Annotated in this window: 22 protein-coding genes and 1 tRNA gene; 15 read left to right on the forward strand and 8 right to left on the reverse strand. The window is 68.5% G+C overall.

The genetic code is table 11. The features are described 5' to 3' along the window. Window positions 1–67: 67 nt before the first annotated feature. A complete protein-coding gene (locus QF030_RS21780) occupies window positions 68–919 on the reverse strand; it encodes a Scr1 family TA system antitoxin-like transcriptional regulator (RefSeq protein ID WP_307164327.1) in 852 nt (283 codons plus the stop codon). A 210-nt stretch (window positions 920–1,129) separates the two neighbouring features. Here QF030_RS21780 and QF030_RS21785 point away from each other — a divergent pair, with 210 nt between their 5' ends. Then, a complete protein-coding gene (locus QF030_RS21785; RefSeq protein WP_307164328.1) occupies window positions 1,130–1,735 on the forward strand; it encodes a hypothetical protein in 606 nt (201 codons plus the stop codon). 647 nt (window positions 1,736–2,382) lie between these two features. On the opposite strand, the gene QF030_RS21790 is transcribed toward QF030_RS21785, so the two are convergent. Further along, window positions 2,383–2,871, reverse strand: coding sequence for a hypothetical protein (locus tag QF030_RS21790; RefSeq protein ID WP_307164329.1), 489 nt, complete (start codon window positions 2,869–2,871; stop codon window positions 2,383–2,385). A gap of 326 nt (window positions 2,872–3,197) precedes the next feature. Between QF030_RS21790 and QF030_RS21795 the strand changes: the two genes are divergently transcribed. From QF030_RS21795 to QF030_RS21805, 3 genes are all read left to right on the forward strand, one after another. Then, window positions 3,198–3,587: a DUF7718 family protein gene (locus QF030_RS21795; RefSeq protein ID WP_307164330.1), complete on the forward strand. Its 390-nt coding sequence runs from the start codon at window positions 3,198–3,200 to the stop codon at window positions 3,585–3,587. Further along, window positions 3,577–3,993, forward strand: coding sequence for a hypothetical protein (locus tag QF030_RS21800; RefSeq protein WP_307164331.1), 417 nt, complete (start codon window positions 3,577–3,579; stop codon window positions 3,991–3,993). Before QF030_RS21795 ends, QF030_RS21800 begins: the two co-directional genes overlap by 11 nt. A gap of 456 nt (window positions 3,994–4,449) precedes the next feature. Beyond that, a complete protein-coding gene (locus QF030_RS21805) occupies window positions 4,450–5,250 on the forward strand; it encodes a maleylpyruvate isomerase N-terminal domain-containing protein (RefSeq protein ID WP_307164332.1) in 801 nt (266 codons plus the stop codon). A gap of 153 nt (window positions 5,251–5,403) precedes the next feature. Here QF030_RS21805 and QF030_RS21810 read toward each other — a convergent pair whose 3' ends face one another. Continuing rightward, complete coding sequence (locus QF030_RS21810) at window positions 5,404–5,769, reverse strand: DUF6344 domain-containing protein (RefSeq protein WP_307164333.1); 366 nt, start codon at window positions 5,767–5,769, stop codon at window positions 5,404–5,406. A gap of 349 nt (window positions 5,770–6,118) precedes the next feature. Here QF030_RS21810 and QF030_RS21815 point away from each other — a divergent pair, with 349 nt between their 5' ends. Beyond that, a complete protein-coding gene (locus tag QF030_RS21815; RefSeq protein ID WP_003999697.1) occupies window positions 6,119–6,247 on the forward strand; it encodes a DLW-39 family protein in 129 nt (42 codons plus the stop codon). A gap of 182 nt (window positions 6,248–6,429) precedes the next feature. After that, window positions 6,430–7,821, forward strand: a complete 1,392-nt coding sequence (locus QF030_RS21820) for a hypothetical protein (protein ID WP_307164334.1) — start codon at window positions 6,430–6,432, stop codon at window positions 7,819–7,821. Here the strand turns inward: QF030_RS21820 and QF030_RS21825 are convergent. Together QF030_RS21825 and QF030_RS21830 are read right to left on the reverse strand one after the other, a co-directional pair. Next, window positions 7,785–9,731 (reverse strand): serine/threonine-protein kinase, encoded by a 1,947-nt coding sequence (locus QF030_RS21825; protein ID WP_307164335.1) that lies wholly within the window; start codon window positions 9,729–9,731, stop codon window positions 7,785–7,787. The genes QF030_RS21820 and QF030_RS21825 overlap by 37 nt on opposite strands. Before the next feature lie 157 nt (window positions 9,732–9,888). Further along, complete coding sequence (locus tag QF030_RS21830; RefSeq protein ID WP_307164336.1) at window positions 9,889–10,437, reverse strand: helix-turn-helix domain-containing protein; 549 nt, start codon at window positions 10,435–10,437, stop codon at window positions 9,889–9,891. Window positions 10,438–10,616: 179 nt separating this feature from the next. Here QF030_RS21830 and QF030_RS21835 point away from each other — a divergent pair. Continuing rightward, a tRNA-Ala gene (locus tag QF030_RS21835) sits at window positions 10,617–10,689 on the forward strand. A gap of 92 nt (window positions 10,690–10,781) precedes the next feature. Here QF030_RS21835 and QF030_RS21840 read toward each other — a convergent pair. Then, window positions 10,782–11,486: a DUF5324 family protein gene (locus QF030_RS21840; RefSeq protein ID WP_307164337.1), complete on the reverse strand. Its 705-nt coding sequence runs from the start codon at window positions 11,484–11,486 to the stop codon at window positions 10,782–10,784. 351 nt (window positions 11,487–11,837) lie between these two features. Here QF030_RS21840 and QF030_RS21845 point away from each other — a divergent pair, with 351 nt between their 5' ends. Both QF030_RS21845 and QF030_RS21850 read left to right on the forward strand, forming a co-directional pair. Next, window positions 11,838–12,371, forward strand: coding sequence for a peptidylprolyl isomerase (locus tag QF030_RS21845; protein ID WP_307164338.1), 534 nt, complete (start codon window positions 11,838–11,840; stop codon window positions 12,369–12,371). A 137-nt stretch (window positions 12,372–12,508) separates the two neighbouring features. Beyond that, entirely contained in the window at window positions 12,509–13,408 is a 900-nt protein-coding gene (locus QF030_RS21850; protein ID WP_307164339.1) for a rhomboid family intramembrane serine protease, read from the forward strand. 277 nt (window positions 13,409–13,685) lie between these two features. Here the strand turns inward: QF030_RS21850 and crgA are convergent, their stop codons facing one another. Further along, complete coding sequence (gene crgA, locus QF030_RS21855; protein ID WP_054242100.1) at window positions 13,686–13,940, reverse strand: cell division protein CrgA; 255 nt, start codon at window positions 13,938–13,940, stop codon at window positions 13,686–13,688. Window positions 13,941–14,079: 139 nt separating this feature from the next. On the opposite strand from crgA, the gene QF030_RS21860 reads away from it, so the two are divergent. The 6 genes from QF030_RS21860 to QF030_RS21885 are packed head-to-tail and all read left to right on the forward strand — an operon-like array spanning window position 14,080 to window position 18,294. Beyond that, window positions 14,080–14,898, forward strand: a complete 819-nt coding sequence (locus QF030_RS21860; RefSeq protein ID WP_307164340.1) for a DUF881 domain-containing protein — start codon at window positions 14,080–14,082, stop codon at window positions 14,896–14,898. Window positions 14,899–14,931: 33 nt separating this feature from the next. Continuing rightward, window positions 14,932–15,609, forward strand: coding sequence for a class E sortase (locus QF030_RS21865; protein WP_307167646.1), 678 nt, complete (start codon window positions 14,932–14,934; stop codon window positions 15,607–15,609). Window positions 15,610–15,661: 52 nt separating this feature from the next. Beyond that, complete coding sequence (locus tag QF030_RS21870) at window positions 15,662–15,823, forward strand: hypothetical protein (protein WP_307164341.1); 162 nt, start codon at window positions 15,662–15,664, stop codon at window positions 15,821–15,823. Continuing rightward, a complete protein-coding gene (locus tag QF030_RS21875; RefSeq protein ID WP_307164342.1) occupies window positions 15,820–16,458 on the forward strand; it encodes an aminodeoxychorismate/anthranilate synthase component II in 639 nt (212 codons plus the stop codon). The genes QF030_RS21870 and QF030_RS21875 overlap by 4 nt, the downstream gene beginning before the upstream one ends. Next, window positions 16,455–17,510, forward strand: coding sequence for a class E sortase (locus tag QF030_RS21880; protein WP_307164343.1), 1,056 nt, complete (start codon window positions 16,455–16,457; stop codon window positions 17,508–17,510). The genes QF030_RS21875 and QF030_RS21880 overlap by 4 nt, the downstream gene beginning before the upstream one ends. 22 nt (window positions 17,511–17,532) lie before the next feature. Next, window positions 17,533–18,294 (forward strand): class E sortase, encoded by a 762-nt coding sequence (locus QF030_RS21885; RefSeq protein ID WP_307164344.1) that lies wholly within the window; start codon window positions 17,533–17,535, stop codon window positions 18,292–18,294. A gap of 95 nt (window positions 18,295–18,389) precedes the next feature. On the opposite strand, the gene pknB is transcribed toward QF030_RS21885, so the two are convergent. After that, window positions 18,390–20,369 (reverse strand): Stk1 family PASTA domain-containing Ser/Thr kinase, encoded by a 1,980-nt coding sequence (gene pknB, locus QF030_RS21890; RefSeq protein ID WP_307164345.1) that lies wholly within the window; start codon window positions 20,367–20,369, stop codon window positions 18,390–18,392. Window positions 20,370–20,422: the final 53 nt, after the last annotated feature.

The following is a 20,422-nucleotide window of genomic DNA, read 5'->3' on the forward strand; positions in this document are numbered from 1 at the left end:
GACGACACAGCGAGCAGAGTATTCCTGTATGTGACTGATGGGCCAGGCATGTAGAGGAATTATTCCTCTAACGAGGGGTGAAGTCTTCCAACTCCCGGAACTCCTGCATCACCCGGAGCAAGAGCTCCCGTGCATCGCCCCCGAAGATCGCGGCTTGTTCGAACCGGACGAAGGTCTCCTCGTGCGCGGCGATCTCGGCGGAGTCGTCCAACAGTCGCTCGCCCCGGAAGGTCTCGACCACAACGGCCCGCCGGTCGCACAGGGTGAACCCGTTACGAGGCATGACCGGCACAGCGCGGCGCCAGGGGATGACCCCGAGACGTACCGTGCTCAGACTCTCGACGGCCAGCAGCCTGTCGAGCTGGGCGAGCATTAGGGAGGGATTCCCAGGCCAGGTCCGCAACACGGCTTCCGTCAGGACGAATACCGATTCTCGCCCAGGCTCATACAAGAGGCTCTGCCGCTCCACTCGGGCAGCTACGGCACGACCGACAGTTTCAGGGCTCATGCTTGGCGCGCTGTCGAAGACGTGGCGGGCGTATTCCGCGCTCTGGATCATGGCGGGCAGGACTACGCATTGGAACGAGCGCACCAGCCGTGCGGACCGGACCGCGTTGTCGAGGGTCGTCCCGGCTAGTGCGTCGCTGCCACTTGTCTCGTCGGTGTCTGGCGCAGCCTCGATGGCGGCCAGTAGGTCGCGCACCTCACGAGTGATCGGCTCGTCGAGTTCGAGGGCAAGCGCCAAGCGCCGCAGGACGTCGAGGCTGGGAACCATGCGCCCGTTCTCGACCTTGGACACGGTCGGTTGTCCCACGCTGGCCCGCTGTGCCAACGCGGCACCTGTCAGACCGGCCCCGGTACGAAGTTCCCGAAGACGCAACCCGAGCGCCTTCATTCGCTGCTGCCGCTCTCTCCCCATACTCAGGGTTCTACACCACGAGGCAGTAGACGCCGGGTACACCAGTGACTGTCTCTCAGGACGGCCCTCGTGCAGCGACCGGAAGGGTTACCGGGTTCCCGTCCGAACCCGCACCAGATCGGACAAGCCCGCTCTACGACTTGCTGACCCTGCGAAGGCTGTCGGTCACAGCACTATCCTCAGAGCTAATGCTGAGACAGGAGAGGCAAGTTGGCGGACGACTCGACCGGTGACGCCGGCAACCCACCGGCCTCGCGCGCGGCCCGCTTCACGACTGCGGTGCGGAACCTTTTCGCTTCACCTGCACGACGAGATGCAACGGCCATCATCATCGGGTTGATCTCGGGAGGCGTCGGAGTCATCGTTGGAGCCGCAGAACTCCCTCTCTGGGTGTTGGCTCTCCTCACCGTGCTGGTTGCCGCGCTATTCCTCACTGTGGAAAGGGCGGCGACCGCCGACACAGCTGACAAGAAGGTGTGGTGGCTCTGGTGTGCACTCGGCGTGGCGCTGGCACTTCCGGTCGGATCATGGACCTACCACGTCTTCTTCGACTCCGAGGACCGATTGACCTACCCGTTCTTCGTTGAGGGCGACGATCAGGCGCGCATTCTTCGGTCATCTGGGAGGCCTGGCGCCGAGCCGCAGATTGGCGGGTACCCCATGCCTGTCGGAGAGACCTACGACTTTGAGTGCGTGGGCAGGGACTCGGATGGAGCCGTGTGGCTCAAGTTTGTGGCTGGCAACTACTGGTACCCGAGTGCCTCTTTGTCTCCCGTCGGAGACTTCACGATTTCAGACATGCCAACTTGTGACTAGGGCTGTGGCCAGCAACCTTGCCGGGCTAGGGCTTGGAGGAGTCAGGGTCACGGACGATCGGCGTCACCGGCTCTTGCCAGTTGAAACGCGGGGTGGGTCGGGGGTGACACCACAGCAGCCGGGAGGCAGCGCGTGTCCGTCTTGACCTTGGCGCGATGCCGTTACGATCCTCAGTTTTGATCATGCAGCCAGATCACCTGTTACAGGTTTCTCTACCTCATCAAGGCGGCTCGCTTCGCTCCCCGCACGCGGCCCGGCCCCCGGCCGGGCCTGCGCTCCTGCCTTCGTCCCGCTCCAGCCCGGCCGGTGTCCGAGCCGCGCAAGAGTGGATTAGCCGAAGGCTGTGAGCCGAGTAGCAGGCGAGCGTGGCCGTGGTCAGAACGATGCCTCCGGCTGGGGATCGGTCGGCACCGGGATGGAGGGGGCGCCGCTCGCGGCCTCAGGTCCGTAGTGGCGTGCGTGGGGTGCTCCCATCCCGCCCGCCGTCGACCCAGGCAGAGCCGAGCAGACGCGGCCCCTGGCGTCCAGGTCGTTCGTACAGTGGCGCGCTCCACCTGGACGCCAGGAACCACGCCTGCTCCACGGTGTGTGGGTCGACGGCGGACGGGATGGGAGCTGGGGTGAGTGGTGGGCTGAGGGCTCACGTCCTACTGCCGGTTGACTGCATGCCGATCTCCCACGAACGAGGTTGTCAGTTCGTAGCGCATGGTTTGGACCAGGCGCCCACGCTGTTCATAGACGGCAGGAAGCTGATCCGTCCCTTCAAGGGCGGCCGCAGCGGCAGCGTAAAGAACATCACGAAGATCACTGAGAACTGACAGCACAGGGGTGCCGGCAAGTACCGTCATCTCGGTGTTGCCCTTGGCGAACGCCTGAGATGCATCGATGTGGGCGGAAGCGAACGGGGAGGCTTGCCGTGCATCTTCAGAGGTCCGGATTGGCTGGCTGCCTAGGCTCGATGCGACTCCACCGTGATCCCGTGCGTCTTTCAGCACGCCCAGCCAGTCATCGACGATCACCAGGAATCGGATGTAGAGAGCACGTCGCTCCTGCCACAAGAGAGCTTCACGCTCATTGAAAGTGGCGGCCGACGATTCGACCAAGGTCAGATTTTCGTGTCTCCGCAGGTCAGTCACTTGCCAGGCTCGTTGCTCCCGGGCTTGGCGCCTTTGTAGGAGATAGCCGACCAATGCACCCAGAAGTGTGCCTACTATCGCAATAGCGGCGATAGCGTATGGCTCCATGTTCCCCCCAGGGACGAGGTTGCCCGGCCGACGGCCATTGACTCTCTGCGATCATTCGTGGCCGTCGCGTGCAACTAGTGCATTCATCGCGCGATGGTGTCAATCTGGCCAGAGCCTCGCGAGGCTTCGGCTAAGTGTGTAGCGTTCATCACTCGTTCGAGGGGATGGGGGGCCTCTTGGCAAACAACAGCGGGAAGCGACGCGGCAGGGTTGCTGACATGGCTGGGAAGCCAGCGGCGCAGGTCTATACGCCCCCTGGTGTGCCTCCTGCCGAGGAAACAACGTTTCCCATCGAACTGAGTGAGAATGACCGGCTTGTAGTGCGGCTTCGTACGTATCGCAAGAAGATCGTTGACTACGCCGTCATGCAGGAGACGCTGGTTGCCGGGCAGTGGGAGCAGTTGGCTCGCATCGACTGTTGTCGGGGTACCGTCCATCGGCACCTCGTCACGCAAGGCGGTGAGACCCTGCTCGATCACGACCTCATCTGTGACATCCCCTATGGAGAGAAGTCATGGGAAGTCGTGGATGATAGCTATGAGGGGGCGCTGGACGAGATGGAAGAGCGCTGGGAAGACAACCTGCGGAGGTGGAGGCGTGGCCGCTGACGAGGAAGTACTTCGGCGTAAGGCGGCGTTCGCTGTGGCTCGCGATCTGAGGCGCCACGAGACCCGGGCCTTGTTTGAGGCCAGCGGGTACCGCTCGGATGAAGAGATCGTGGTCGCCCTGGAGAGTGACACGGTCGAGGATGTGTTCAGCCGAGTCCGCAGGCACTCCCCGCCAGTGGCAGTCGCGATCTTTTGGCCTGAGGCGGGCCGGCTGGAGTACACGTCTTTCAAGCCGAGCGATGAGGTTTCTTCGCTTGGTGAGGCCAGGGAGCAAGTCGGAGGCACCGCGACTATTGGGATGCTCTTTGAGCAGGCTGATCGTCAGAAGCGTGGTCAGTACCGATTCAACCTCACATGGGACAAGCCAGCGATGAACATTCAACGCTTCGAGGCTGCGCCTGCCTGATGATCGATGCCGCCTTGATGGGCAGTGAGGTGCAGCGAAGCCAGTTGTCAAGCCGCCCACGGAGGCTGACACCAGTAGCTGACACCAACAAGGGCGAACAGCGGCGGACGATGCTGAACCTCTGCGCTTGAGGGGTCCAGCCACGAAAGCCATTTGCCTAGGACCCTGACAGGGTATGACCGACCTGATAAGGATGAGGCCACAGGTTCAAATCCTGTTAGCCCCACATACGAGAAAGACCCCCGGTCCGGTGGACCGGGGGTTTTTTCGGGTCGATCATGCCGCGATCCGACCGGGAGACCGGTCGTGTGGAGGGACGGGGCGACGTACGCGAGTGCCGGCACATCGTGGCGGGCGTCGGAGGCTCCTGTGGGCGCCCGGCCCGTGCCGTGCGCTCGCCGCGGAGGCTGGGAAAATCGCTGTCCGATGGTCGGAACGCGGTGATAGGGAGTCCCTGTGACAACGACTCTTGCGTTCCCCGTGCTGTTGCGACTGCTCGACGAACGGTCGATCGCCTTCCGCGCCGCGGTAGCCTCCGCGCCCAGCCTCGACGTGCAGGTGCCGACCTGCCCGGAGTGGACGCTGTTCGACCTGGTGCAGCACATCGGCGAGGGACGCCGTTCCTGGGCCGCCACCGTAGCCGCAGGGCCCGCCGCTCCGGCCAAGTCCGTCCCAGAGGGCGCCCCGGCCGCGCCTCGGGAGCGCGAGGCCGTGTCGGCCTGGTTGGCCGCGTCGACGCAGGAGCTGCTGGACGCACTGGGGGAGGCCGGCCCGGATCGCGGTTGCTGGACGTGGTGGGGTGCGTCGCAGTCGCCCCAGACCTGTGGCGCCGTCGCCCGGCACCAGCTCCAGCAGATCGCGGTGCACACCTACGACGCCCAGGTCACTGTGGGTGCCCCGCAGCCGCTGCCGGAGGAGGTGGCACTCGACGGTGTCGAGGATTTCCTGTTCACCTGCGTCGCAACGACGAGTGCCTGGCCGCACAAGCCCACCGCTTTCGACTTCCACGCCACCGAGGGCCACTCCTGGCGCCTGACGGTCGACGGCGACGGCGCACGCTCCACCCGTATCCCTGCGCCCGGCACGACGCCGGTCGCTGCTGCCGGCGAAGCCCCGGACCCGGCCGGCGTCTCCGTCCGCGGCACGGCCAGTGAGCTGGTCCTCTTCGTGTACGACCGTATCTCGGCCGACTCACTGCGGATCGACGGAGACGCAGGGTTGTTCGACCTGCTCCGCGCGTGGGAACCGGAGGAGTAGGACGGTGTCGTAGAGCGGCGAAGTAACCCTGGTGGAGTGGCAGGGGCATGGCGAAGGCCCGGTGGCTCCTGGGGAGCTGCCGGGCCTGCTCGTGCGGGCTGTACGCAAGTTCGCCGTTACGTCGGGGGAGGCGGCACGTGGCGTGCCGGGAACTCAGCGCTGGAGCGGGGTGGCCGGCTCGGCCGGGTCCGCGGAGTCGCAGGAGGCGGTGGTGTGCTCGGCCGCTTCCGTGTCCGGGAGGCCGCGGTGGCGGCAACTGGGGGACTTGCCGTGCGCCTCGGCGCGGATGCGCTGCTTCATCGTGGGGGGCAGGGAGCGGGCTTGGGCCCAGACCCAGGGAGCGGCGACCGTCGGCCACGCCGTCGTGTCCGTGGTCGTCGTGCTCTCGCTGCTGCGCGTCGGCGCGGTCTGTGCCGCCGCCGTGGTGGCGGTCGTCGTGATGAGTCCGAGCGCCGTGCACAGCGCGAGGAAGGCGGTGACGATGGCGGTCCACAGCTTCATGACCCGGTTCTCGGGCATGGCCCCTCACTTTCGGGTTGGGCGATTTGCGTACTTTCCTCATGATGTGTATGGGCGGCTCGAAGTGGTGGACCGACGCTCGCGGCGTGGTGTTGTTCTGATGAACACCACCCGGATGGGTGCAAGGACCTCCAAAAGCGCCGAAGTGAGGATCAGCTGGGATGAGAGTGGGCAAATCTCACCGTCCGTGCGGGCGTGATCACCCTCCGGTCGCCGTGCTGTGATCCGCCGCTACTGCGCTGCCGAAGGCGGGAGTTGAGGGGCCGACGCAGGTCACCGATCGGTCTCGGTCGGTGTGTATAGTCGGGCGCCAGAGGTCCCCTACGTCAAGGAAAGACGAGGTCGCGCGGTGAAGAAGCTTCTCCTGGTCGCACTGGCCGCCATCGGCGGGCTCCTCGTGTACCGCCAGATCCAGGCGGATCGCGCCGAGCAGGATCTGTGGACGGAGGCGACTGACTCCGTGCCCACGGGTTCGTGAGTATCGATACCGAAGACTGAACAGACCCCGGCCGCCGCTCGCGGTCGGGGTTTTGTGTTGCGCATCCTCCGGCCCGCGGTTAGAGGCGGGCTTTTCGGACGCTCGTACGGAATGCGGGGGTGGCACGCGCGCGTGCGGGGCAGGATGGCCCACGTTCGGTCGAAGGCGAGGGGGCGGGGTCGATGGCCCGGCGTACGGGGCGTGGAGCGGCCGTGTGGCGGGCCGTCGTGCGGAGCGCGGTCGTAGCGGCGGTGCTCTGCGGGTCGTCGTCGGTACTGCCCGGACAGGACGCCGTGGCGGCTCCGGACGTCCCTCCTTACGCCTTCGCCGACGACGTCCGCGGCGCCCCCGCGGCGACGGGTACCACCGGAGCGGCCCGCCTCGAACCCGGTGCGACGTACCGGAGTTCCCTACGCGAGGGCAGGGCCTACTACCGCCTCGAACTCGACGGCACGTCGAACGTGTACGTCTCCGTCACGGCGATCCCGCGCGCGGGAGCCGCCCTCTTGGCCGGGGACGGGATCAGCGTCTCCGTGCAGGACTCCGACAGCACCACGTGCTCCACCGACTCCGTGACCGTCGGCGCCGCCAGGAGCCCGCAGCCGCTGACCGCCTGGGGGGCGCGCGAACTCCTGCCCGGCAAGGGGCTGTGCCAGAAGGCCGGTACGTACTACGTCGTCGTCGAGCCCACCGGAAGCGGTGGCGGCAGCGGCGAGGAGGGGACGGACCTCCCCGACGCCCAGTCCTGGGACCTGGAGCTCGCGCCCGTCTCCGAGTCGCCCCTGGCGAAGGCGGCCGCGACGAGGGTGCCCGAGGTGTGGGACTCCGCCACACCCACGCCGCCCGTGGACGAGCCGGCCGGGGTCCGGGGCGGGGCCGGCTTCACCGAGGCGGCCGCCGTGAAGCAGGGCGTCTGGAGCGACGAGATCGTCCCCGGGCAGACGCTCTTCTACCAGGTGCCCGTCGACTGGGGGCGGCAACTGTCCGCCACCGTCGACCTGGGCAGCGCGGACAAGAACTCCGGGTACGTGGTCGACGCCCTTGACCTGACGCTCTACAACCCGGTGCGTGCCTCGGTGAAGGACACGGGCATCGGCTACGGCGGCAGCCAGAAATCGGCCTCGTTGCCGCCCGTACCGCCGGTCGGATACGCCAACCGGTACGCACCCACCGAGCCGACGAAGTCCCTGCGGTTCGCGGGCTCGTACTACCTCGTGGTGCACCTCGCCGCGCAGGTCGCCGAGCGTTTCGGCGAGGGGCCCTACGGGCTCACCCTGCGCATAGGTCTCAGCGGCAGCACCCAGGCCGGTCCGGGGTACGCGCGGCAGTCGGCGCCGCGCGGGTTCTTCGACGTCGGCGCCCCGGACCCCGAGCCTCCGGCGGGCGGGGACGTGGCGGGCGCCGACGCGTCGGGGGCGGGCACGTCCGGCGGCGACCGCGCGATGAAGGCGGTGGCCGTGGGCGGCATCGGCACCGGGAGCCTGCTGCTGACGGTGCTCGGGGTATGGACACTCGCCGCCCGGCGCCGGGCGGCGGCTCAGATGCGCGTCAACGCCCAGAACCCCACGGCGTAGCAGGCCAGCGCGAGGAGCAGCAGCGGCAGCACGACCCCGGCGGGCGGGCCGGGACGCCCCCGGCGGGCGGCGCGATGCCCTCGACGCCGACCGTGCGGTGAGACGACCTGCGGGGAAGGTGGCACCGGCGGGGCTTGCGAGGCTTGCGGGATCCGTGAGGCCTGGTGGTCCTGCGCGGTGTACGAGGCGGTGGACACCTCACCGCGCTGCCCACGGGTGGGCAACACGAACGTGGGCTCGTACGGGGGCACAGCCATGGGGCCGGGCGCCGGCGCGTAGGCGGGGGGCTGTGGAGTGGAGGGTTCCGGGGCTCCCGGGCCTGAGAGGGAGTCGGCGGTCGCCGGTCGCGGGGGCGGCAGGTGGAAGCTGCCGGTGTCCGACATGGAGGGGGCAGGGGTGGGGGTCGCCGTACCGTGGGTCGCTCTCGTGGTCCGACGAGCATCGGCAGGCGTCGAATCCGGTTGCGGCCGTGCGTTGTTCGGCGCCGAGCCGGGGGCAGGGCCCGGCGCGGACGGTACGGATTCCCCGCCCGACCATGCAGACCCGGTACCGGTACCGGTGCTCAGGCCGCCGTCCACGCCCGAACCTGTACCCGTACCCGTACCCGTACCCGTACCCGGGTCCGGGTCTGAACCCGCGCCCCCGCCCGTGCCCGGTCGGAACGGAGGCGGTGCGCTGTCCGGCCGGAAGGGCAGACCGTCTGTGCCCGGTTGGGCAGGAACGCGGGGAGCCGCTGGACTTGGGGGAAGGGATCCGGTGCCCGCAGGGGCTGTACCGGGGCCCCCGGGGACCCCTCCTGGCCGAGCGGGCAGTGAATCGGTGGCCCGGCCGAGCGACCGGGGCCCGCCGCCGCCCGGTAAGCCCGAACCGGGTGTGGCGCCGAGGCCGGCCGACTCGGGTGGGGTGTTCGGGTGGTCCCTGCCGGAGGCGGGGGGTGGGGGGTTCCGGTCGGGGGTGGTGGTGGGTGGGTGGCCCTGTTCGGGGACGGTGTCAGGGCGTGGGCGCAGGGAGTGGCGGGGCTTTGGTGGTCTTGGTGGGCCGTCGGGGCCGAAACCCGGTGGCAGGGGACCGAGTTGGTCGAAGATCTCGATCAGCTCGTCGTCGGGTCCCGGCTCGGGCAGGAGCTCCACGGCCGCCGCGAGCGCCTTGCGCGCCCCCGTGGCCGTACGGAAGCGTGCCTGCGGGTCCGGCTGGAGCAGGGTGGCGACGACCTGCCACAGCGGCTCAGGGACGCTCTTGGGGGCGCCCGGGGTCCCGTGCTCGGCGAAGTACTGGACGAGCGCCTTGGCGTCCGGCTTGGCGCCCTCCAGCAGGTACAGCGCGACCAGGCCGACGGCGAACAGGTCGGCGGGGAAGTCCGGTTCGGCGCCCATCATCTGCTCGGGCGCGAGGTAGCCGGGCGTTCCGACCACGAGGTTCGTCTCGGTCAGCCGGGGCTCGCCCAGCCGCATCGCGATGCCGAAGTCGGAGAGCCTGAGGCGCGGCCGGGCCGTACCGGTGGCTTCGAGCAGGATGTTGGCGGGTTTGATGTCGCGGTGCACGACTCCCTCCGCGTGGACCGCGGTGAGGCCGGAGAGCAACTGGTCGAGCAAGGTGCACACGAAGACCGGGGGCAGCGGGCCGTAGTCGCCGACGAGATGGACCAGCGAGCCGCCGGCCACCAGGTCCATGGTGAACAGGACCTTGTCGTCGTCGGCGGCCCAGCTGGCGGGGGCGAGCACATGGGGGTGGTCGATCCGCAGCGCCTGCTCGCGGACGAAGCGCAGCAGCGCGTGCGCGTCGCGCTGCTGGAGCACCTTGGCGGCCACGTAGCGGCGGCGGCGGTGGTCCCAGGCGCGCCAGACCGCGCCGACCCCTCCGCGGCCGATCGGGTCGGCCAGTTCGTACCGTCCGGCGAAGACCTCACCCATGGCTGTGCGTCGCTCCTCCCCCTGGTCCCGCTCGGGTCTCCCCCTCTGCTTCCCCCGCGATGAGCGATACGACCCCCGTGTGCCTCGTCGCTTCGTGATGTCCCCGAGCTGCCGACCGCCCGGCTGCCGAACCCCCTTCGGCGACCGGGCCGACGGCTCAGTTCTGGTGGGACTGGTAGTGCGTGACCGCGTCGGAGGTACGGCCGGCGCCGTACACCCGGAGGAACTCTGCCAGTTCGGGGTGGGTCGGGGCGAGGGTGTCGGCGGCGTCGATGATGTCGCCGGCGGCGGCCACCGAGCGCAGCAGGGACTGGATCTCGCGCACGACGCGCTTGACCGTGGGCGCTCCCGAACCGCTCGTGGTCTGTGTGGTGTTGTTGAGCACCGAGCCCCCCTGCGACCGCTTGATCTCGTCCATGCGCTCGGTCGCCTCGGCCGCGCTGACGCTGCCGTCCGCGACCTGTGCCGCCAACTCCTGGAGCAACTGCACCCGCTGCACCACGGCCGGGTTGCCGATCTTCGCCCGCTGACCGCTCATCAGCTGCGACAGCATCGGCGCCGAGAGGCCCAGTACCCCAGCGAGACGAGCCTGGTTGAGGCCAAGATCGTCGATGAGCTTACGGAAGAGCGCCCCCAGCGGCTCTCCGTACCAGTTCCGCTGAAGTTCCCGCGCTCTCGCGGTCGCTTCCTGCTGTGCGGCGTCCATTGCGTCTCCCCATCGCTTCCCCAGAAACCGCGGTTCGCTCCAGCGAACCGCGTCCGAGCATCTTACGGAGAGTGGTCATCCGCGGGGACCCCCATCTTTTTGCGAGATACCCCGGGTGACCCGGTACTCTGGTCTGCGGCGCCCGCCGGTACGAGGTTTTCCGGCCGGACGTCTCTTGCGGGGCCTTAGCTCAGTTGGTAGAGCGCTGTCTTTGCATGGCAGATGTCAGGGGTTCGACTCCCCTAGGCTCCACCCGACAAGACCCCGCCCACCTGCGGAAACGCAGGTGGGCGGGGTCTTTTTGGCGAGATGGCGAGGTGGGGGCGCAGGTCGGCGCCGACCGCTCAGCTGCGGTCGTCGCGGTTCGCGGCCTCCTCCTCGGCCTCCTTGACCTGTACCTCGGGGTCGAGGACCGACGGGTCGACGCTGCCGTCCACCGAGGTCAGGCCGCCGGATGCGGGCACCTCCGTGGCGGCGGGCGGCTCGACCAGCCAGTCCGGGTTCGCCTGCTTGTCCCACCACTTCCAGGCCGCGTAGGCGCCGCCGGCGACGGCGCCGAGGACGATCAGCGCCTTGCCGAGCTTGCCGGCCTTGGCCCGCCGCCGGTGCTTGCGCGTCAGCTTCTCGATCTCCTTCGGCGTCACCTGGCCGCGCAGAGCGGCGAGCGCGGCGACACCTCGGGCGGCGGCCTCGCCCTTCATCGGCCCGGCCGCGGCAACCGCCTGTTCGATCCTCGGCCGGGAGTAGTCGGCGGCCTGTCGTGCGGCCAGCCGGGCGCGGGCGGCCGCCTCCTGCGCGGCCAGGTCGACCTTCGGCGGGACATGGGTCTTCGCCTGTTCCAGACGTGGGGCGACGTGGGCTACGTACTGCACGCGGGCCTGGTCTGCGGCGAGTGACACCTTGGGCGCGAGCCGTACACGGGCCTCATGCGCGTAGAGCGCGGCCCGTTCCTTGGCCGTGTCGGCGTAGGGCGCCACCACTTCCGCGGCGTGCAGCACGCTGTCCCTCGCCGAGCCGGTCGCGGCGCGCACGCTGTCGATGCGGGTCACGGGTTCCTCCTCCTCGGTGGCGTACGGTATTTCGACTTTCCACCCTTTTACGGATCATGCCTGTCAAGGACCGTCCCGGCATGTGTGGGCGGTCATTCGGGTGCTGATCACATGCGATAGGGGACGGATCGGGGGCAATGTCACAGAGGGTCGACAGAGCGACAAAGCCGACGATGCCACGGATCGGCGCCGCCCGCTCCCGTCCCGGACGAGTCGGATGCTTTTCTGTACCCGAAAAGGCGGGTCCGATGCCGGAGCGGGCGGGAACGGGCCGGAACGCGCCGTCGGGCGATGCCTGGCCCTCGCCGTGCGAGGATCTGGGGGTAACAGAGAGACAACGGAAGGCAGACCGTGGCCGAGCACCTGTACGCCACCCTGAAGACCAACCACGGCGACATCGAGATCCGGCTCTTCCCGGACCACGCCCCGAAGACGGTCAAGAACTTCGTCGACCTGGCCACCGGCGAGCGTGAGTGGGTCAACCCGGCGACCGGCGTGCGGTCCAAGGACAGGCTGTACGACGGCACGGTCTTCCACCGGGTCATCAGCGGATTCATGATCCAGGGCGGCGACCCGCTGGGCAACGGCACCGGCGACCCCGGCTACCAGTTCGAGGACGAGTTCCACCCCGACCTGCGTTTCGACAGGCCCTACCTGCTGGCCATGGCCAACTCCGGGCCGGCCACCAACGGCTCGCAGTTCTTCATCACCGTCTCCCCGACGGCCTGGCTGACCCGCAAGCACACCATCTTCGGCGAGGTCGTCTCACCGGCCGGACAGAAGGTCGTGGACGCGATCGCGGCCGCCCAGACCAACCCGCGCACCGACCGTCCGCTGAAGGACGTCGTCATCGAATCGGTCGTGGTCGAGAGCCGCAAGGGCTGAGGCGACGCCCACGGCGCACCCCTGGGAACCAAACGCCCTGCTCGTCCGTAAGGATGAGCAGGGCGGTTCCTTTCCGGCTACGCCGACTACTCCGACACTCGGCCCCGACGACTCGTACGACCTACTTGGGGGAGCCCATGGACCAGGCGCCTGGCAGCCGGCAGGACGACGCGCAGAGCGGCCTGCCCGTCTGCTACCGGCACCCGGATCGGGAGACCGGCATTCGCTGCACCCGGTGCGAGCGCCCGATCTGCCCCGAGTGCATGGTCAGCGCCTCCGTCGGTTTCCAGTGCCCCACCTGCGTCCGCGAGGGCTCCGGTACGGGGCACGCGCCCAGTGCATCGCGACCTCGCACGCTCGCGGGAGGCGTGGTCGCCGCCGATGCGCACTTGGTCACGAAGATCCTCATCGGTCTCAACCTCGCGATGTTCCTGGTCCAGCAGGCTGTCGGCGACAGCTTCACCGACCGGTTCGACCTGATCGGTCGCGCGATCATGCCGACCCTCGGGTACGGCGAGATTCAGGGTGTGGCCGAAGGGCAGTGGTACCGGCTCCTGACCTCGATGTTCCTGCACAGCAGCTATATCCACATCCTGTCCAACATGCTCAGCCTCTGGTGGATCGGCGGCCCCCTCGAAGCGGCCCTCGGCAGGGCCCGCTACCTCGCGCTGTATCTGGTCTCCGGTCTCGCCGGCAGTGCGCTGACCTATCTGATCGCCGAGCCCAACCAGGCCTCGCTCGGCGCATCCGGGGCCGTCTTCGGTCTGTTCGGCGCGCTTGTCGTGCTGGTGCGGCGCCAGCGCTACGACATGCGGCCGGTCATCGCCCTGCTGGTGATCAACTTGGTCATCACCTTCGGATGGAGCGGTATCTCCTGGCAGGCCCACATCGGCGGTCTGGTCGCCGGTGTCGTCATCGGGGCCGGCATGGTCCACGCCCCCCGCGAGCGCCGGGCCCTCGTCCAGTTCGGGACCTGCGGGTTGGTGCTGGCGGTCGTCGTGGTGATGACGCTCCTGAGGACCGTTCAGCTCACCTGAGCGGACTGTTGTCCACAGTCTGTGCCGAATCTTGTGCACAACGTGCGGGAACAGCTTCGCCCCCTGCCGCCGTCCCGCGTTTGCGCAGGTCAGGCAGGGGGCGAACACTCTTTCGAGTAATGGGGGCAGCCGGTAGTTACGTCACACCGGCGTCAACCTCCGATGAGTTATCCACAGATCGTCTTTCTTTTCCCCATGTGGAAAACTGCTGTGGATAACTCAGGGGATAGCCCTGGGCAGAGCTAGTGAGCCCGCACTGCCCCCGCCGCCGCCACCCCTACTTCCACTGCGTGGAGACGCCGAATCCGGCCGCGATGAACCCGAAGCCCACGACGATGTTCCAGTTGTCCAGCTTGTCGATGGGCAGCGAGCCGTCGGTGACGTAGAAGACCACGATCCAGGCGAGTCCGATGAGGAACATGGCCAGCATCACCGGCGCGACCCAGGCACGGCTGTTCAGCTTGATGGCGGTCGCCTGCTTCGCCGGGGGCGGCGTGTAGTCGGCCTTCTTGCGGATACGTGACTTCGGCACGAGGGTCTCTCCTGTCGATGCGCTGCGTGGCCGCGCAGGTGCTGGATCGGGCTCGGGGGCTGCTGCTAGGGGACTGAGGGGCTCCCCCGGGCGTCCGTTAGCGTAGTGCTTCTACGGCGCCGAAGGAGATAAGGGTACGTTGAGCAATTCTGCCGACTCCCCCGGGACAGGTACAACGGGTTCCGACCCCGAGTCCGCCGGCGACTCTCCCTCCGCCTCCGACCGACGGGGCGGTTTCCGGCCCGTGCGGGTCCTCACCGTGGGTGTCTTCGCACTCGCCGGCCTGCTCTTCTTCACCAGCTTCGACACGGCCAAGGGCACCAACATCCGCACGGACGCCTCCCTGCTCAAGCTGTCCGACCTCATCCAGGAGCGCAGCCAGAAGAACGGCGAGCTGGACGAGACGAACGGGGCGCTGCGCGACGACGTCGAGTCGCTGGCCGAGGCCGACGACGGCAGCACCCGGGCCCAGGACGACAAACTCGCGGGACTGGAGAAGGACGCAGGGACCCAGAAGGTCAAGGGCGAGGCCATCACGGTCACCCTCAACGACGCCCCGCCGAACGCCACCGCCAAGCTCCCCGGCTACCCCGAGCCGCAGCCCGACTACCTGGTCATCCACCAGCAGGACCTCCAGGCCGTGGTGAACGCGCTCTGGCAGGGCGGCGCCGAGGGTATCAAGGTCATGGACCAGCGGCTGATCTCCACCAGCGCCGTGCGCTGTGTCGGCAACACCCTGATCCTCCAGGGCCGCGTCTACTCACCGCCGTACAAGATCCAGGCGGTGGGTGACCCGGAGAGGCTTCAGCAGGCGCTCGCCGAAGCCCCGGCGATCCAGAACTACATGGTCTACGTGAACGTCTACGGCCTCGGCTGGAAAGTCACCGAGGACGGGGCGGTGACTCTGCCCGGCTACTCGGGCACAGTGGATCTGCACTACGCCAAGCCTGTGCAGTAGTGGGGTAGCGGCCGCCGGGGGGCGCCTGTGTCGGTGCGGGTGATCGTCAGGACGTTCAGCGAGCTGTGCATCACCGTCGGCACCGTCATCGTCCTCTTCGTCGGCTACGCGCTGTTCTGGACCGGCGTACAGGCCGACCGCGTCATGGGCGACCAGATCGACGACCTGCACGACCAGTGGGCACAGGGAACGGTCGGCCCCGCCCCCGGCGCGAGCGCCACCGCGCGGCCGACGCCGTACCGCAGCGGCAAGCCCTTCGCGGTGATGTACATCCCACGTCTTGGTTTCACGTGGAACAAGCCGGTGCTCGAAGGAACGGCGACCGGCACCCTGAAGAAGGGGCTGGGGCACTACGCGGGCAGCGCGCGGCTCGGGCAGACCGGGAACTTCTCCGTCGCGGGTCACCGCCGTACCTATGGTGACCCCTTCAAGGACTTTCCCCAGCTCAGGCGGGGGGACGCGGTGGTCCTGACGGACGGGACGACCTGGTTCACGTATCGCGTCGACAAGGGGCCTTACAAAACCGTGCCCTCGGACGTCGAGGTGATCGACGCTGTGCCACGTAAGTCGGGGTACACGCGTCCGGGCCGGTACCTGACGTTGACCACGTGCGATCCGGAATGGGGGCACAGTCACCGGCTGATCGTCTGGGCGCACCTCGACTCCACACAGCCCGTGGAGGCAGGCGAACCGAAGGCCCTGCGCCGCTAGTCTGGTGGTGTACGGCGTGAGTCAGGTGCCGTGATGCGACGGAAGGGACGGCATGTACGGCTGGATCTGGCGGCATCTGCCGGGAAACGCGTGGGCCAAGGCGCTGATCTCGATCATGCTGATCGTGGCCGTCGTGTACGCGCTGTTCCAGTACGTCTTCCCGTGGGCCGAACCGCTGCTTCCCTTCAACGATGTGACGGTGGACAACCAGTGAGCGCGCGCATCCTTGTCGTCGACAACTACGACAGCTTCGTCTTCAACCTGGTCCAGTACCTGTACCAGCTGGGCGCCGAGTGCGAGGTCCTGCGCAACGACGAGGTCTCCACGGCCCACGCGCAGGACGGCTTCGACGGCGTGCTGCTCTCCCCCGGGCCCGGTACGCCCGAACAGGCCGGCGTCTGCGTCGAGATGGTCCGGCACTGCGCGGCCACCGGTGTGCCCGTCTTCGGCGTCTGCCTGGGCATGCAGTCGATGCAGGTGGCGTACGGCGGTGTCGTGGACCGGGCGCCGGAACTGCTGCACGGCAAGACCTCGCCGGTGGAGCACGAGGGCAGGGGCGTCTTCGCCGGCCTGCCGACTCCCTTCACGGCGACCCGCTACCACTCGCTGGCCGCCGAGCCGGCGACGGTCCCGGCCGAGCTCGAGGTCACGGCCCGTACGCACGACGGGATCATCATGGGGCTGCGCCACCGTGAACTGCCCGTCGAGGGCGTCCAGTTCCATCCCGAGTCGGTGCTGACCGAGCACGGGCACCGGATGCTGGCCAACTGGCTGGTGGAGTGCGGCGACCAGGGCGCGGTGGCGAGGTCGGCGGGGCTCGCCCCGGTGGTGGGCAGGGCCACGGCGTGACCGCGCTGCGCCCCGAGCGTGAGGACTCGTACGGCACGGCGTCGTACGAGTCGTTCGGCGGTGACGCCTACGGAGCCGGTCCCTACTCCGGGGAGCCGTTCCAGCAGCCGGCCGACGAGGAGACGGTGGCGCTGCGGATACCGCCGCCGGCCACGTTCGGCCGTGGCCCCCTGTCCGCTTCTGGCGCCTCCGCCTCCTCTCCCGCCCCTGGAACGCCCGCGGGTGGCCGAGCGGCCCGCAGAAAGGCCGCCAAGGGCCGCCGTGGCCGTCACGGGGGCTCGGACGAGGTCTCCGAGTCGTACAACGGGGCCGACGCGCCGTCGCAGGGCGAGCGGCCGCTGTCACGCGTCGAGGCGCGCCGTCGGCAGCGGGCCCGTAAGCCGAGCGCCGCCGTGGTCGCCAGCCGGGCGGTCGGCGAGGTGTTCATCACCACGGGCGTGCTGATGCTGCTGTTCGTCACCTACCAGCTGTGGTGGACGAACGTCCGGGCGCACGCGCAGGCCGACAAGGAGGCCAGCAGCCTCCAGGACGACTGGGCCAACGGCAAGGGCGCCCCCGGGGTGTTCTCGCCGGGGCAGGGCTTCGCCATCCTGCACATCCCGAAGCTGGACGTGGTGGTGCCGATCGCCGAGGGCATCAGCAACAAGAAGGTGCTCGACAAGGGCATGGTCGGGCACTACGGCGAGAGCCCGCTGCAGACGGCGATGCCCGACGCGAAGACCGGCAACTTCGGGCTCGCGGGCCACCGCAACACGCACGGCGAGCCGTTCCGCTACATCAACCGGCTCCAGGCGGGCGACGACATCGTCGTCGAGACGCAGGACGAGTACTTCGTCTACAAGATGGCGTCCTCGCTGCCGGTGACCGCGCCCAGCAACACGAGCGTCCTCGACCCCGTGCCGCCGGAGTCCGGATTCACCGGACCGGGCCGGTACATCACCCTGACCACCTGCACCCCGGAGTTCACCAGCAAGTACCGCTTGATCGTCTGGGGCAAGATGGTCGAGGAACGGCCGCGCAGCAAGGGCAAGCCGGATGCGCTCGTCGAGTAGGCGTGCAGTCGAGTAGGGGCAGATGAACGTGGCAGCGACCACCGGCGACACCGAGCACGAAGAGCACGCGCGCGTGGACGCGTCCGATCCCGAGCCGCGGCGCCGCGGGGGCGGCCGGATCGCGTCGGCCGTCAGCGTCTTCGGCGAACTCCTCATCACGGCCGGCCTGGTGCTCGGACTCTTCGTCGTCTACTCCCTGTGGTGGACGAACGTCGTGGCCGACCGGCACGCGGACCGGCAGGGTGACAAGGTGCGCGACACCTGGGCCCAGCAGGACGGCGGTCCCGGCGCGCTGGACACCAAGGACGGCATCGGCTTCCTGCACGTGCCCGCGATGAAGAACGGCGAGGTGCTGGTCGAGAAGGGCACCTCGTCGAAGATCCTCAACGACGGCGTCGCCGGCTACTACACCGACCCCTTCAAGGCCGTTCTCCCGACGAGCGGCAAGCAGGGCAACTTCACGCTGGCCGCCCACCGCGACGGCCACGGCGCGAAGTTCCACAACATCGACAAGCTGGAGAAGGGCGACCCGATCGTCTTCGAGACGAAGGACGACTGGTACGTCTACAAGGTGTACGCCGTCCTGCCGGAGACCTCGAAGTACAACGTCGAGGTGCTCGGCGGGATCCCCGAGGAGTCCGGCAGGAAGAAGGCCGGCCGCTACATCACCCTGACGACCTGCACGCCGGTGTACACGAGCCGGTACCGGTACGTGGTGTGGGGGGAGTTGGAGCGTGTGGAGAAGGTCGACGCGGACCGGACGCCGCCGAAGGAACTGAGCTAGACCGCCGGACCGCGGGGCTCCTGCCCGGCGCGCAACACAAGAGCGTGGGCCCCACCGGATCCGTCCGGTGGGGCCCACGCTCTTGTGCTGTGCGGCTAACCGCTGGTCCCACCGAAGAAGGTGGTCCCGCCGTTGTTGCCGCCGTTGTTGCCGCCGTTCTTGAAGGCGACCAGATTGACCGTCTGCCCCTTGTTGACGGTGCTGCCGGGGGCCGGGTCCGAGCTGATGACCTGGGCGTCGTCGTCCGAGTTGCCGGTGATGTTGCCGACGGTCAGACCCGCGTTCTGGAGTGCCTGCTTGGCGTCCTTCACGGTCATGCCCTGGAGGTTGGACGGGACCTGGGTCTGGGTGCTCTTGCCGATCTGGATCTGGACCGTGGAGTCCTTGTCGGCCTGGGAGCCGATCGCCGGAACGGTCTGGATGACCTTGCCGACCTGGTTCTGGTCCTGGGTGTCGACCTCGACGCAGTTGCCCTTGAGGTCGTTCTGCTCCATCTGCGCCTTCGCCTCGTCGCAGCTCTTGTTGGAGACGTCGGGGACGGTCGCCTTCTCCTCGGCCTTGGCGATGGTGAGGGTGATGGTGGTCCCCTTCTCCACCTCCTTGCCGAGCTCCAGGCTCTGCTCCAGGACCGTGCCCTCCTTCTCGGTGGACACCTGCCGCTTCGTCTCGACGACGAGCGCGTACTGGTCGCCCTCCAGGAGCGCCTTGGCGTCTTCCAGGCTCTTGCCGAGGACACTCGGCACCGCCACCTTGGGCGCCCCGGTCGACACGACGAGGTTGACGGTGGAGTCCTTGTCGACCTTGGTCGCGGCGTCGGGGTCCTGGTCGCAGACCTTGCCCTTGCTCTGGTCCGCGCAGGGCTTCTGGGTGACCGTGCCCAGTTTGAGGTCGCTGTTGGTCAGCTGTTTCTCGGCGTCGGCCTGGACCTGGCCGACCAGGTTGGGGACGGCCACCGACTCGTTGTTCACGCCGCCGCTGAACACCCACTTGCCGATCAGCACCGCGCCGACGAGCACCAGCACGGCGGCGAGGACCAGCAGGATCGTCGAGACGTTGGACTTCTTCTGACGGCGCCGGTCGGGGCGGTCGTCGTAGCCGTAGCCGCCGTCGTCCGCATTCATGGGCGGCAGCATCGACGTGGCGCCGGCGTCCGCGGAGCGCATGGCCGTGGTCGCCTGGTCGTCGCCGTAGCCGCCGTAGCCGACCGAGCCCATCGCCGCCGTCGCGCCGACCGGCTGCCCGTCGAGGCAGGCCTCGATGTCCAGGCGCATCTCGTCGGCGGACTGGTAACGGTAGTTCGGGTCCTTGACCAGCGCCTTCAGGACGATGGCGTCCATCTCGGGGGTGATCTCGGGGTCGAAGACGCTCGGGGGCTGCGGCTCCTCGCGGACGTGCTGGTAGGCCACCGCCACCGGGGAGTCCCCGACGAACGGCGGGCGGACCGTCAGCAGCTCGTAGAGCAGACAGCCCGACGAGTACAGGTCGGAGCGCGCGTCGACCTGCTCGCCCTTGGCCTGTTCCGGCGAGAGGTACTGGGCCGTGCCGATGACCGCGGACGTCTGGGTCATCGTCATCCCGGAGTCGCCCATCGCGCGGGCGATGCCGAAGTCCATGACCTTGACCTGGCCGTTGCGCGTCAGCATGACGTTCGCGGGCTTGATGTCACGGTGGACGATGCCGGCTCTGTGCGAGTACTCCAGGGCTTGGAGGATGCCGATCGTCATTTCGAGCGTCCGCTCCGGCAGCAGCTTGCGGCCGGAGTGGAGCAGCTCGCGGAGCGTGGAACCGTCGACGTACTCCATGACGATGTACGGGATCGAGACCCCGTCGATGTAGTCCTCGCCCGTGTCGTAGACCGCGACGATCGCGGGGTGGTTGAGCGAGGCGGCAGACTGGGCCTCCCGGCGGAACCGGGCCTGGAAGGAAGGGTCGCGCGCGAGGTCCGCGCGCAGCGTCTTCACCGCCACGGTGCGGCCGAGGCGGGTGTCATGCGCGAGATAGACCTCCGCCATGCCACCACGCCCGAGCACGTGGCCCAGCTCGTACCGGCCGCCGAGGCGACGCGGCTCTTCCATAGCTACCTACCAGCCCTCTCCGTCGGTCCCGACCGGCACACGTGTGCGGCCGG

The sequence above is a fragment of the Streptomyces rishiriensis genome, from assembly GCF_030815485.1.
GTDB lineage: Bacteria > Actinomycetota > Actinomycetes > Streptomycetales > Streptomycetaceae > Streptomyces > Streptomyces rishiriensis_A.